At 68.9% G+C, this 12959-nt stretch carries 12 protein-coding genes; 7 read left to right on the forward strand and 5 right to left on the reverse strand.

Annotation, left to right across the window (positions count from 1 at the left end):
* The first annotated feature begins 157 nt into the window (after positions 1-157).
* Positions 158-781 carry a ribosome maturation factor RimM gene (gene rimM / locus CAL11_RS08485; protein WP_015063944.1) on the forward strand — a complete coding sequence of 208 codons (624 nt, stop codon included), beginning with the start codon at positions 158-160 and terminating at the stop codon, positions 779-781.
* Entirely contained in the window at positions 781-1554 is a 774-nt protein-coding gene (gene trmD, locus CAL11_RS08490; protein ID WP_015063943.1) for a tRNA (guanosine(37)-N1)-methyltransferase TrmD, read from the forward strand. Before rimM ends, trmD begins: the two co-directional genes overlap by 1 nt.
* On the opposite strand, the gene CAL11_RS08495 is transcribed toward trmD, so the two are convergent.
* From CAL11_RS08495 to CAL11_RS08510, 4 genes are all read right to left on the reverse strand, one after another.
* The gene (locus tag CAL11_RS08495; protein WP_086092664.1) at positions 1551-2759 is read right to left on the reverse strand and encodes an aminotransferase class V-fold PLP-dependent enzyme; all 1209 of its coding nucleotides are present in this window, start codon (positions 2757-2759) and stop codon (positions 1551-1553) included. The genes trmD and CAL11_RS08495 overlap by 4 nt on opposite strands.
* A gap of 25 nt (positions 2760-2784) precedes the next feature.
* Positions 2785-3258: a RidA family protein gene (locus CAL11_RS08500; RefSeq protein WP_086092665.1), complete on the reverse strand. Its 474-nt coding sequence runs from the start codon at positions 3256-3258 to the stop codon at positions 2785-2787.
* Positions 3259-3331: 73 nt separating this feature from the next.
* Positions 3332-4681 carry an ATP-binding protein gene (locus CAL11_RS08505; protein ID WP_086092666.1) on the reverse strand — a complete coding sequence of 450 codons (1350 nt, stop codon included), beginning with the start codon at positions 4679-4681 and terminating at the stop codon, positions 3332-3334.
* Complete coding sequence (locus tag CAL11_RS08510) at positions 4678-5349, reverse strand: response regulator transcription factor (protein WP_033466135.1); 672 nt, start codon at positions 5347-5349, stop codon at positions 4678-4680. Before CAL11_RS08510 ends, CAL11_RS08505 begins: the two co-directional genes overlap by 4 nt.
* 129 nt (positions 5350-5478) lie before the next feature.
* Here CAL11_RS08510 and CAL11_RS08515 point away from each other — a divergent pair, with 129 nt between their 5' ends.
* The gene (locus CAL11_RS08515; RefSeq protein WP_015063938.1) at positions 5479-6234 is read left to right on the forward strand and encodes a MipA/OmpV family protein; all 756 of its coding nucleotides are present in this window, start codon (positions 5479-5481) and stop codon (positions 6232-6234) included.
* A 78-nt stretch (positions 6235-6312) separates the two neighbouring features.
* Here the strand turns inward: CAL11_RS08515 and CAL11_RS08520 are convergent, their stop codons facing one another.
* Positions 6313-9195 carry a valine--tRNA ligase gene (locus CAL11_RS08520; RefSeq protein WP_086092667.1) on the reverse strand — a complete coding sequence of 961 codons (2883 nt, stop codon included), beginning with the start codon at positions 9193-9195 and terminating at the stop codon, positions 6313-6315.
* A gap of 325 nt (positions 9196-9520) precedes the next feature.
* Here CAL11_RS08520 and ndk point away from each other — a divergent pair, with 325 nt between their 5' ends.
* Genes ndk through ispG form a run of 4 tightly spaced genes read left to right on the forward strand, consistent with a single transcriptional unit; the run spans position 9521 to position 12933 of the window.
* Positions 9521-9946: a nucleoside-diphosphate kinase gene (ndk, locus tag CAL11_RS08525; RefSeq protein WP_003810689.1), complete on the forward strand. Its 426-nt coding sequence runs from the start codon at positions 9521-9523 to the stop codon at positions 9944-9946.
* Positions 9947-9973: 27 nt separating this feature from the next.
* On the forward strand, positions 9974-11122 hold the full coding sequence (gene rlmN / locus CAL11_RS08530) for a 23S rRNA (adenine(2503)-C(2))-methyltransferase RlmN (RefSeq protein ID WP_086092668.1): 1149 nt from the start codon (positions 9974-9976) through the stop codon (positions 11120-11122).
* Positions 11119-11625 (forward strand): helix-turn-helix domain-containing protein, encoded by a 507-nt coding sequence (locus CAL11_RS08535; RefSeq protein WP_086092669.1) that lies wholly within the window; start codon positions 11119-11121, stop codon positions 11623-11625. The genes rlmN and CAL11_RS08535 overlap by 4 nt, the downstream gene beginning before the upstream one ends.
* A 6-nt stretch (positions 11626-11631) precedes the next feature.
* Positions 11632-12933, forward strand: a complete 1302-nt coding sequence (gene ispG, locus CAL11_RS08540) for a flavodoxin-dependent (E)-4-hydroxy-3-methylbut-2-enyl-diphosphate synthase (protein WP_086092670.1) — start codon at positions 11632-11634, stop codon at positions 12931-12933.
* The last annotated feature ends 26 nt before the right edge of the window (positions 12934-12959 follow it).

Genomic DNA, 12959 nt, shown 5'->3' on the forward strand with positions numbered 1-12959 from the left:
CCGGGTGCGGCGGGTGCGGGCGCGCGTAAGCGTACCCCCGGCCGTGCCCCCGTGCGCGTCTGGCCGGGGCTTTGCCATGCCCGCCGGCGCCCGCATTTCTTGAAAGCGCTGCCTGGGTCAGCGCTTTCTTTGTCCGCAACTTTGCTACACACGACACATGTCTGAAGCCGCACATTCCGGCGCGGCGCCCGCGGATCTGGTCGAGCTGGGCCGCATTGCATCGGCCTACGGTGTCAAAGGCTGGGTAAAGGTGCAGCCCCACTCGGCACAGGCCGAAGTGTTGCGCACCGTCTCTCACTGGTGGCTGACTCGCCCCGCGCCGCAAGCGGCCCGGGGCGTTGTCGCGTCCGTGCCGCGCGCCTACCAGGTGCTGCAGGCGCGCGTCCATGGCGGCGCGGTGGTGGCCCAGCTGGCAGGCATCGACGACCGCGACCAGGCCGAGGCCTTGCGCGGTTGCCTCGTCCAGGCGGCGCGCAGCGCCTTTCCGGCGCCCGCCGACGACGAATACTACTGGGTCGACCTGATCGGCTGCGCGCTCTACAGCGACGCGGACGGCGAGTCCCGTTTGCTGGGCGTGGTCGACGAGGTATTCGACAATGGCGCGCATGCGGTCCTCAAGGTCCTGCGCCAGCAGATCCAGCCGGGCCAGTCCGAGCCGGTGCCGCTGGTCGACGCCAAAGGTCGTCCGCTCGAAGAACTGGTGCCGTTCGTGGGCGCCCATATCCGGCATGTCGATCTGGCCGCGCGCCGCATCGACAGCGACTGGCCACTGGACTACTGATGCGCTTCGACGTCGTCACGCTGTTTCCCGACATGTTCGGCCTGGTGCGCGACCAGGGCGTGACGGGGCGCGCGCATGCGCAGGGCCTGTGGGCGCTGCACGCGTGGAATCCGCGCGACTTCACCCACGATGTGCACCGCACGGTTGACGACCGCCCTTACGGCGGCGGTCCGGGAATGGTGATGATGGCCGCGCCGCTGGAGGCCGCGGTGGCGGCCGCGCAGGCCGCCCGTGCCGCGCAGGGACTGCAGGCCGCGCCGGTGATCCTGCTGTCGCCGGCGGGCCGGCGCTACGACCAGGCCGAAGCCACCACGCTGGCGGCGGGCTCGGGCGCTATTTTCATTTGCGGACGCTACGAAGGCGTGGACCAGCGTTTCATCGAGCGCTGTGTCACGCATGAGCTGTCATTGGGCGATTTCGTGCTGTCGGGCGGCGAACTGGCCGCCTTGGCCATGATGGACGCCGCGGTGCGTCTGCTGCCCGGCGTGCTCAACGACGGCGACTCCGCGCTGCAGGATTCCTTCAACGCGGCGCTCGACGGCCTGCTCGACAGTCCGCACTACACCCGTCCGGAAGTGTACGAAGGCGCGCCGGTGCCGCAGCCGCTGCTCAGCGGCCACCATGCCAATATCGCGCGCTGGCGCCGCGAGCAATCCCTGCGCCTGACCGCCAGCCGCCGCCCCGAACTGATCGAACGCGCGCGCGGCGAGGGCCGGCTCAGCAAGGCCGACGAGCGCTTCCTGGCCAGCCTGGCGGGCGAGCGCGAAAGCTAGGGCGCGCGGCGCGCCAGCGCGGCCAGCGCATCGACCAGCGCGTCCATTTCGGCCTCGGTGGTCAGGTAGCTGACCGAAGCGCGGACGATCTGCCGCAGCCCGCGCGCCTGCATGTCCAGGGGCGTATAGGCCACCCCGTTGCAGCCCAGCGCGATCCCCTGGCGCGCCAGGTCGCGTTGCACCGCATCGGCCTGCCATCCTGCCACATCGAAGGCAACCAGCCCCGATCGCACCCGTCCCTGGTCCAGCAGCGTGATGCCGTCGAGCGCGGCCAGGCGCGCGCGCAGGCGCGTGGCCACGGCGTCGATGCGCGCGCGGATCGGCGCGATGTCCAGCTCGAGCGCTTCGTGCAGCGCGTGGGCCAGGCCGCAGCGCAGCGCCACGCTGTTTTCGGCCGACTCGAAACGGGCGGCGTCGCCGCGCACCATGGGGGTCCCATCCTCGCCCAGCGGCGCCGACCAGGTGTCGACCCAGGCGGGCGCAAGCCGTTGCAGGAAAGCCTGCCGAACATACAGCAGTCCGGTCCCGCGCGGTCCGCGCAAGGCCTTGCGGCCGGCGCCGCTCAGGACGTCGCAACCCACCTCGGCGACATCGATGGGCAGTTGCCCGATGGCCTGCGCAGCATCGACGAAATAGGCGATGCCGTGGCGCCGCGCAATGCGCCCGATGGCGGCGGCCGGATTGACCAGTCCGCCATTGGCCGGCAGCCATGTCAGCGCGATCAGGCGCACTCGCTCGTCCAGCATGGCCAGCAAGGCCGCGGGGTCCGCCGCGCCGCTTTCGTCCGAGGCAATGGTTTCGATTGTCGCGCCGGCGCGCTGCGCGGCCAGGCGCATGGCCGCCAGGTTGCCGCCCCATTCATGGCGGGCGACCAGGATGCGGTCGCCGGCCCGCCAGGGGCCGAGCGCGGCGAATGCCGCGCCCCAGCCCGCCGAATTGCCCGTGGTCAGCGCAATCTCGGCCGGTTGGGCATTGAGCAGGCGGGCGGCCAGCAGGCGCGCTCGCTCGGTCTGCTCGCGCGCCTGCGCGCCGGCTTCCATGGGCCCCTGCATGGCCTCGAGGCGCAGATGCGTCTCGATGGCCTGCAAGGTGCCGGCCGAAGGCAGCGAAGCGCCCGCGTGGTTGAAGTGGATGAATGCGCCCTGCGTGCCCGGTGTGCGGGCACGCAGGGTGGCGACGAGCTCATCGGTCAGCGTTGCGGGCATGGCGCAATCCTGGCGTTGGAGCGGCTCAGGCCTGGGCCAGCGCGATCACGGCTTCGACTTCGACGGCCACGCCGTTGGGCAGCGAGGCGACGCCCACCGCGCTGCGCGCGTGGCGCCCGGCTTCGCCGAACACATTGACCATCAAGTCCGATGCGCCGTTCGCGATGGCGCTGTGGCGATTGAAGTCCGGCGTCGCGGCCACGAACACGCCCAGGCGCACGACGCGCGCCACGCCTTGCAGGCGGTCGCCCGTGGCGGCCGCCAGTTGCGCCAGCACGCCCAGCGCGGCCTGGCGCGCGGCCTGCACGCCTTCCTCGTCGCTTACGCTGTCGCCAAGGCGGCCCAGGTGTACGGGCTTGCCACCCACGCGCGGCACCTGTCCCGATATGTACAGGAGGTTGCCGTCGCGCACGAACGGCACGTAATTGGCGGCTGGGGCGTTGGCCGGTTCCAGGGCCAGGCCGAGTTCGGCGACGCGGGCGGAGATCGAAGCAGTCATGTCGGTACACCTGTTGGGAGAGTGAATCCCACATCCTAGCGGTTGCGGCCCATGCTGGCCAATCCTTCGTGCGCTAGCCGCGCGGCGCGAAGCCCACGGCGATGCCGAAGCCGCGGCCGTCCAGGCCGGGGCCGCAGTCGATCCGGGCATGATGCAGGCGGGCGATCTGGGCCACCAGCGAAAGGCCGATGCCGCCGCCGCGTTGCGCCTGTCCCGGCTGGCGATAGAAGCGCTCGAAGATGCGCGCGTGCCGGTCGGCGGGCACGCCCGGGCCGTTGTCCAGCACGCGCAGGCCGACGGCGCCGTTCCCCAGCGGGCCGCAGTACACCACGATCCGGCCGCCCTCGGGCGTGTAGCGCAGGGCGTTGTCGACCAGGTTGCTCGCCAGGATGCCGAGCGAGTCCAGGTCGCCGGTCACGGCAGCGGGCTGGACGTCGAGCTGTATGCGTTGGCGGCGGGCCTGCGCGCGCGCCTGGCAGTCGGCGATGATCATGGCGGTCAGCGCGGCCAGGTCCACTTCGCCGCTTGGCACGGTGGCCTCCATGGCGTCCAGGCGGGCCTGGTCGAGCAACTGCTCGGACAGGCGGGCGGCGCGCCGCGCCGCGTCCAGCAGCTTGCACAGCGCGCTGTGCCGTTCGTCGTCGTGGCGCGCGCCGAGCGCGACTTCGGCCTGCATCTTCAGCGCGGCCAGGGGGGTGCGCAGCTCGTGCGCCGCGTCGGCGATCAGGCGCCGTTCGCGCGCCAGCGCCGTGTGCACGCGCGCGAACTGCCGGTTGATCGCCGTGATCAGCGGCCGCAGTTCGGCCGGCACGTCGCCGTCGGGCAGGGGGGCGAGATCCAGCGGATCGCGTTGCTGGACGGCGCGGCCGACATGGTCCAGGCGCCGCATGGCGCGGTCGATCGCCAGCAGTATGCTCAGGGCCAGGAACAGGAACAGCAGGGCCGAGGCCTTCAGGCTGGCGCCCAGCCACTGCAGGATGTCGCCGCGGCGCGCGGCCAGCGAATGGCCGGCCTGCGCCTGTATCCGGCCTTCGGCGTCGGTCACGCTGTAGACGCGCCATGGCTCTCCGTCCAGCTCGACGTCGGCATAGCCGTCGGCGAAGGCCGGGTTGAGCGGGCCGGGCGGCGCATTGACGCTGTGCACGATCTGGCGGCGCGACGCCATGCTCCATATCTGGAAGCTCATGCGCAGCTCGCTGGTCGGCGCCGGCTCGGGCAGGCGGAAGCCGGTCGGCTCGGAACGCTCCATGATGTCCAGCGGCATGGACAGCATGGCCTGGCTGGCCACATCGCGCAGCCGGGCGTCCCAGGTGCCGGTTTCGCGCCGGCCCATTTCGAAGGCCTGCCAGCCCAGCCAGACTCCCCAGTTCAGCAGCAGCGCGGCCAGTACCGCGGTCAGGATGCGGCGCTTGAGCGATTTCATGCGCCTTCCTGGCCGATACGGTAGCCGTAGCCATGCACCGTCTCGATCAGGTCGTCGCCCAGCTTGCGCCGCAACTGGTGCACGTACACGGCGACCGTGTTGCTTTCCAGCGCCACGCTGGCGCCGTAGACGTCGTGCTCCAGCTGCTCGCGCGAGACCGTGCGGCCGCGCCGCTGCATGAGCGCCAGCAGAGTGCGGTATTCGCTCTGGCTGAGCGCGACGGGCCGGCCCGCGCGCGACACCTGGCGCGCCGCGGGGTCCACCAGCAGTTCGCCGTGCCGCATCAGCGGGGCCACCTGGTTGTGGCTGCGGCGCAGCACGGCGCGCAGGCGCGCCAGCAATTCGTCCAGTTCGAACGGCTTGACGATGTAGTCGTCGGCCCCGCCGTCCAGGCCGCGGATGCGGTCGCTGAGCTGGTCGCGCGCGGTCACCAGCAGCACCGGCGTGGTGTCGTAGCCTTCGCGCAGCGCGCGCAGCAGTGCGAGCCCGGACGGTCCGGGCAGGCCGATGTCCAGCAGGATCAGCTGGTAGGCGTGGTCGACCAGCGCAAGCTGCGCCTGCGCGCCGTCGCGCACCCAATCGACCCGGGCGCCGAGTTCGCGCTGCAGCGCGGTTTGCAGCGCGTCGCCCAGCATCGGGTCGTCTTCCACCAATAGCAAATGAGTCATGTCGTGTCGCCGGGCTGTCTGCGTCCAGTGTCGCAGCCGCCGATTAAAAAGAATTTAAAACGCGGCGCGCACAATCGCGCCGTTGGGGCAGGCCGCCAGCGCGGCGCCCCGGTTTTCCAAGGAATGACAATGAAGCACGCATGGTGGCGCGCGACCGTCGTGTGCCTGGCCGGCACGCTGGGCACGGCGGCGCAGGCCCAGAACTACATCGGCATGTCGGCCGCGGTGGCGCCGCGCTACGAGGGCGCGAAGGACTACCGCTTCCTGCCGGTGCCCCTCATCCATTACGAGAACGGGCCTTTCTTCATTTCGCCGCGCGCCGGGCTGCCCAGCGCCGGCCTCAAATGGCAGCTCGGCGAACAGGTGCATGCCGGCGTGTTCGTGGGCGCGCACCTGGGGCGTGACGCCGACGATTCGGCCATTCTCCATGGCCTGGGCGACATCGACATGCACGCGACCTACGGCGCCTACATCGAATGGCAGCATGGCGCGCTGGGCCTGGGCGCCGCATACCGCCAGGCGGCGCGCAGCGGCTACGGCGGCGTGGGAGAGCTGCGCGCCACCTACCGCATCTGGCAGACGGGGCGCGACAGCGTCTCGGTGGGCGCGCGCACCGAGTGGGCCAGCGACGACTACATGCGCACCTGGTACGGCATCAGCGCCTCCCAGGCCGCGCGCAGCGAGGCCGGGTTGCGCCGCTACTCGGCCTCGTCGGGATTCAAGTCCGGCGGGCTCTTCGCGTCCTGGACGCACCGCCTGGACCAGCGCTGGGCCGTCAATGCCACGGCCGGGGTCAACACCCTGTTCGGCGACGCCCGCGACAGCCCCGTGAGCGAGCGTTCGACCAACTACTTCGGCGGCGTGGGCCTGACCTACGCGTTCTGAACCGCGCAAGCGCCGCCGCGTCCATGGCGATTGGCGTGGGCAAGAAGAACCCCCGGCCGTGCCGGGGGCTTTTTGCGTTCAGGCGCCCAGCTTGATGCGCTGGCCGCGCACCTTGTCCAGCGTTTCGCTGAATTGCGCCAGGCGCGCCTTCTCCTGTTCGACCACGGCCGCCGGCGCGCGCTCGACGAAGCTGGCGTTGCCCAGCTTGCCGTTCGCCTTGGCGATTTCGCCTTCCAGGCGCGCGATCTCCTTGTCCAGGCGCGCGCATTCGGCCGCTACGTCGATTTCGACATGCAGCATCAGGCGGGCGTCGCCCACCACCTGCACCGGCGCGCCGGCGTCGGGCAGGGCGGCCACCACCTCGACCTCGCTCAGCTTGGCCAGCGCCGCCAGGTAGGGCGCATTGCGCGACAGGACGTCGATGGAGCCTTCGGCCACCAATGGCACGCGCTGGGCCGGCGACAGGTTCATTTCGCCGCGCAGCGCGCGCACGGCCTCGACCTGGGCCTTCAGCTCGGCCACCGCGGCCTCCGCCTCGGCGTCGACGGCCTGCGGATTGGCGCGCGGGTAGGGCTGCACGCTGACGCTGGCCACTGCGCCGGCGGTCCGCTTGCCGGCGACCAGCGCGACCTTCTGCCACAGTTCTTCGGTGATGAACGGGATGATGGGGTGGGCCAGGCGCAGCACCGCCTCCAGTACGCGGATCAGCGTGCGGCGGGTGCCCAGCTGCTGGGCCGGCGTGCCCTGTTGGATCTGCACCTTGGCCAGTTCCAGGTACCAGTCGCAGTATTCGTCCCATACATAGCGGTACAGCGCGTTGGCCACGTTGTCGAAGCGATAGTCGGCGAAGCCGCGCTCGACCTCGGCTTCCAGCGCCTGCAGCTGGCTGACGATCCAGCGGTCGGCAAACGAGAGTTCGCCGCCGTCGCCGCCCAGCTCGTGCCCTTCGGTGTTCATCAGCACGAAGCGGGTGGCGTTCCACAGCTTGTTGCAGAAGTTGCGGTAGCCTTCGCAGCGCTTCAGGTCGAAGTTGATATTGCGTCCCAGGGTGGCGTAGGCCGCCATGGTGAAGCGCAGCGCGTCGGTGCCGAACGCGGGAATGCCGTCGGGATACTGGCGGCGCGTGGCTTTCTCGATGGCGCCGGCCTGCTTGGGGTTCATGAGGCCGAAGGTGCGCTTGCGCACCAGGCCGTCCAGGTCGATGCCGTCGATGAGATCGACCGGATCGAGCGTATTGCCCTTGGACTTGCTCATCTTCTGGCCGTCGGCGTCGCGGATCAGGCCGTGCACGTACACGTGCTTGAACGGCACGCTGCCGGTCATGTGCATGGTCAGCATGACCATGCGCGCGACCCAGAAGAAGATGATGTCAAAGCCGGTGACCAGCACGCTGGAGGGCAGGTAGCGGCGCAGGTCCGGCGTGTCCTCGGGCCAGCCGAAGGTGGTGAAGGGCACCAGGGCCGACGAGAACCACGTGTCGAGGACGTCCGGGTCGCGCGTCAGCGGGCCGGCCACGCCGGCGGCGCGCGCCTGTTCCCGCGCCTCTTCCTCGGAGCGCGCCACGAACACCTGGCCGTCCTCGCTGTACCAGGCCGGGATCTGGTGGCCCCACCACAACTGGCGCGAGATGCACCAGTCCTGGATATTGTTGAGCCACTGGTTGTAGATCGTGGTCCAGTTCTCGGGGTAGAACGCGATGCGGCCATCGGCCACCGCGTCCAGCGCCACCTCGGTGATGCTCTTGCCGGGGTTGAGCGTGCCGGCCGGGGCGGGCTTGCTCATGGCGACGAACCACTGGTCGGTCAGCATCGGCTCGAGCACGACGCCGGTGCGGTCGCCCTTGGGCTGCATCATCTTGTGCGGCTCGACCTTCACCAGGTACTGCTGCGCCTGCAGCTCGGCCACCACGGCCTGGCGCGCTTCGTAGCGCTCCATGCCCTGGAACTGCTTGGGGCCGTTCTCGTTGATGTGGGCGTCGAGCGTGAAGATGACGATCAGCGGAATGTCGTGGCGCAGCGCGCAGGCGTAGTCGTTGAAGTCGTGCGCGCCGGTGATCTTGACACAGCCGGTGCCGAAGTCGGGGTCGACGAAATCGTCCGCGATGATGGGAATGTTGCGGTCGCACAAGGGCAGTTCGACCAGCTTGCCGACCAGGTGCCTGTAGCGCGGATCGTCGGGGTGCACGCACAGCGCGCCGTCGGCCAGCATGGTTTCCGGGCGCGTGGTGGCGATCGTCATGCCGCGCAGCGTGACGGTGTTGCCGTCCTCGTCGGTGATGGTCTGCGGGCCATCGACGAAGGGGTAGAGGATGTGCCACATGTGGCCATCCACTTCCTCGGACTGCACCTCAAGGTCCGATACGGCTGTCAGCAGCTTCGGATCCCAGTTGACCAGGCGCTTGCCGCGGTAGATCAGTCCTTGCTCGTACAGGCGCACGAAGGTCTCGGCCACCCCGCGCGACATGCGCGCGTCCATGGTGAAGTACTCTCGCGGCCAGTCGGCCGATGCGCCGAGGCGGCGAACCTGGCCGGTAATCGTGCTGCCGGACTGTTCTTTCCATTCCCAGACTTTTTCCACGAATTTCTCGCGGCCGAGGTCATGGCGCGAAACCTTCCGGGCATCGAGCTGGCGCTCGACCACGATCTGGGTGGCGATGCCGGCGTGATCGGTGCCGGGCACGAACACGGTGTCGTCGCCCAGCATGCGGTGGTAGCGCACCAGGCCATCCATGATGGTCTGGTTGAACGCATGGCCCATGTGCAGGGTGCCCGTGACGTTGGGGGGCGGGAACTGGATGACGTAGGGCTGGGGGTCGGTCCCCGTTTCTACGTGCTGGCCGGCGTCGAAGTAGCCGCGCCTGGCCCACTCGTCGTACCAGCGGGTTTCGATTTCGGCGGGTTCAAAGCTCTTGGACAGTTCCTGGGATTCGTTCACGGGTTGATTGGGTGCGGCGTCAGTCATTGCGGGTTCCGGCGGTCAGCCTGGGAAGAATAGGGGGCAAGCAAACGGTAGATTTTAGGATGTAATACGTTCTTGCCGGCGTGTTAGAATACCCGGTTACTGTAAACCTTTTAGAAGTGCCTGTTTTTATTGGGAAAATCTGATCGGTGTGCAGTCGCGAATCCTTGCTTTGACGTTCGGCCCGAGCCTATCGGGCGTTTCGCGCGCCCATGGCGCAGGCCGCCCGCGGCGGCGCGCCGCCCCGGGCGCCCGGGCAGCAGGCTGCGCGGATTTGAGCGTCATAGCCCCTCGGAAATATATTCTTTAGTCAGATCCTGGAGTTTTCATGTCCATCGAACGCACCCTTTCGATCATCAAGCCCGACGCCGTCGCCAAGAACGTCGTCGGCCAGATCGTCGCCCGCTTCGAGCAGGCCGGCCTGAAGGTGATCGCCGCCCGCATGCAGCAACTGTCGCGCACCGACGCCGAGCGTTTCTACGCCGTGCACAAAGAGCGCCCCTTCTTCAAGGACCTGGTCGACTTCATGGTCTCCGGCCCGGTCTTCGTGCAAGTGCTCGAAGGCGAAAGCGCCATCCAGAAGAACCGCGACCTGATGGGCGCCACCGATCCCAAGAAGGCCGCGCCGGGCACCATCCGCGCCGACTTCGCCGACAGCATCGACGCCAACGCCGTGCACGGCTCGGACGCGCCCGAGACGGCCGCCGTCGAAGTGGCTTTCTTCTTTCCCGAAATCAACATCCACAGCCGTTGATTCCCGGATATAACGCCTGAACCGATCATGGAATCCGTCGAACGCGTCAATTTGCTGGGCCTGGATGGCGCCGCATTGTCCGAGCTGGTGGGGCAGTGGGGCGGCAAGCCGTTTCGCGCCCGGCAATTGCAGCGCTGGGTGCACCAGCGCGGCGCCGATTCGTTCGACGCCATGACCGACCTGGCGCGCGATTTCCGCGCGCAGCTGGCGCGGGACTGCGTGATCGAGGCGCTGCCGGTCAATACCGAGCAGCGTTCGTCCGACGGCACGCGCAAGTGGCTGTTCGACGTCGGCCAGGGCAATGCCATCGAAACCGTTTTCATCCCCGAGGACGACCGCGGCACCCTGTGCATTTCCAGCCAGGCCGGCTGCGTGGTCAATTGCCGCTTTTGCTCCACGGGCCACCAGGGCTTCAACCGCAATCTGCGCGCCAGCGAGATCATCGGCCAGCTGTGGTGGGCCAAGCGCGTACTCGAGGCCGCGGTGGATACCGCCAGGCTGCCCGGCGGCAAGGCCGGCGAGGACACGCGCGTCATCAGCAACGTGGTGATGATGGGCATGGGAGAACCCCTGCTCAACTACGACCAGGTCCTGCCCGCGCTGCGCCTGATGCTCGACGACAACGCCTACGGCCTGTCGCGGCGGCGCGTCACCGTCTCGACCTCGGGCGTGGTGCCCATGATGGACCGCCTGTCCCAGGACTGCCCGGTGGCGCTGGCCGTGTCCCTGCACGCGCCCAACGATGCGCTGCGCGACGAGCTGGTTCCGCTCAACAGGAAATACCCCCTGAACGCGCTGCTGGCCGCCTGCGAGCGCTATCTCGCCCATGCGCCGCGCGATTTCATCACTTTCGAATACTGCATGCTGGACGGCATCAACGATACCGACCAGCATGCCCGGGAACTGATCCAGCTGGCGCGCCAGGTGCGCTGCAAGCTGAATCTGATCCCCTTCAATCCTTTCCCGGCCTCCGGCCTGAAGCGTTCGCCGTCGGCGCGAGTCAAGGTATTCGCCCAGCGCCTCATGGATGCCGGCATCGTCACCACGGTGCGCAAGACGCGCGGCGATGATATCGACGCGGCCTGTGGCCAGCTGGCCGGCGAAGTGCGCGATCGCACGCGCATCACTGAACGCAACGCCACCCGAACCATTCCCATCCAACAGGTGCACGCATGACGCAGGATTCCGTTTCGGCCGCCACGCCCGCCGCAATCGCTCCCGGTGCCGCGGCGCCTACGGTGGGTTCGGCGCTGCGGACGCTGCGCCAGGCCAAGGGCTGGTCGCTCGAGGAGGTCTCCAGCCGCATCAAGTTTTCGACGCGCATGATCCAGGCGCTCGAGGAAGAACGCTGGGAAGCCCTGCCCAAGGGCGTGTCGCTGCGCGGCCTGGTGCGCAACTACGCCCGCATGCTGGGCGCCGACGCCCAGGCCGTGGTCGATTCGCTGGATCTCGAGGCGGCGCGCGCGCCCGCGCCGGCCAGGCTGGCGCCGCGCGGCGGACAGGGCCTGCGTCCGGCCGGCGTCAATATCTCGGTCGATGACGAGCGCTCCTCCGGTTCCTGGGGATGGCTGCTCGCCATCCTCGTGGTGGTCGCCGCCGGGGTGGCCTATGCTTTTTGGCAAGGCTGGCTGCCGCAGGAGTGGCTGCCGGCGCAATGGTTTTCTCCGGTGACCCAGTAACAACGGGTGCGATACATGCAAGATAGCTCTATGCCCTGCCAGGATGCGCCGCCGCCGGACGCCGGCGCGGCGCCGCGCCGCGCCACGCGCGCCGTGCGGGTGCAGTGGGGCGGGCGCACGGTCACCGTGGGCGGCAATGCCAGCGTGGTCGTGCAGTCCATGACCAATACCGACACCGCCGACGCGATGGCCACCGCCATCCAGGTCAAGGAACTGGCCCAGGCCGGCTCCGAGATCGTGCGCATCACCGTCAACACCCCCGAGGCCGCGCGCGAAGTCGCCGCCATCCGCGAACAGCTCGATCGCATGGGCGTCGACGTGCCGCTGGTGGGCGATTTCCACTACAACGGCCACAAGCTGCTGACGCAGTTCCCCGAGTGCGCGCAGGCGCTGTCCAAGTACCGCATCAACCCGGGCAACATGGGCGGCGGCAAGCGGCGCGACGACAATTTCGCCCAGATGATCGAAGTGGCGTGCCGCCACGACAAGCCCGTGCGCATCGGCGTGAATTGGGGCAGCCTCGATCACGAGCTGATGGCGCGCAAGATGGACGAGAACAGCCGGCGTGCGCAGCCCTGGGAGGCCCGGGCCGTCATGCGCGACGCCCTGGTGGTCTCGGCCATCAGCAATGCGCGCCGCGCCGAGGAGCTCGGCCTGCGTTCCGACGCCATCGTGCTGTCGTGCAAGGTCAGCCATGTGCAGGACCTGATCGCCGTCTACCGCGACCTGTCCGCGCGCTGCGACTATCCGCTGCACCTGGGCCTGACCGAAGCCGGCATGGGCAGCAAGGGCATCGTCGCCTCCACGGCGGCGCTGGCCGTGCTGCTGCAACAAGGCATCGGCGACACCATTCGAATCTCGCTGACGCCCGAACCGGGCGGGGACCGGGCCCGCGAAGTCATCGTGGCGCAGGAAATCCTGCAGACCATGGGCTTGCGCGCGTTCACGCCCATGGTGGTGGCGTGTCCGGGCTGCGGGCGCACCAGCAGCACCTTCTTCCAGGAACTTGCCGACAGCATCCAGTCGTTCCTGCGCCGGCAGATGCCCTTGTGGCGCACGCGCTACCCCGGCGTCGAGAGCATGAATGTCGCGGTGATGGGCTGTGTGGTCAACGGGCCGGGCGAAAGCCGGCACGCCGACATCGGCATCAGCCTGCCCGGCACGGGCGAGGTGCCCGCCGCGCCGGTTTTCATCGACGGCGAGCGCACGGTCACGCTCAAGGGCGACCATATCGCCCAGGAATTCCAGGCCATCGTCGAAGACTACGTCGCGCGCCGCTACGGCGCCGGCATCATTCATCAGGAATAAGGGACCAAGCCGCCAGGCCCGCTTCG

It is taken from the genome of Bordetella genomosp. 6, from assembly GCF_002119705.1.
GTDB classification, from domain to species: domain Bacteria; phylum Pseudomonadota; class Gammaproteobacteria; order Burkholderiales; family Burkholderiaceae_B; genus Bordetella; species Bordetella bronchiseptica_F.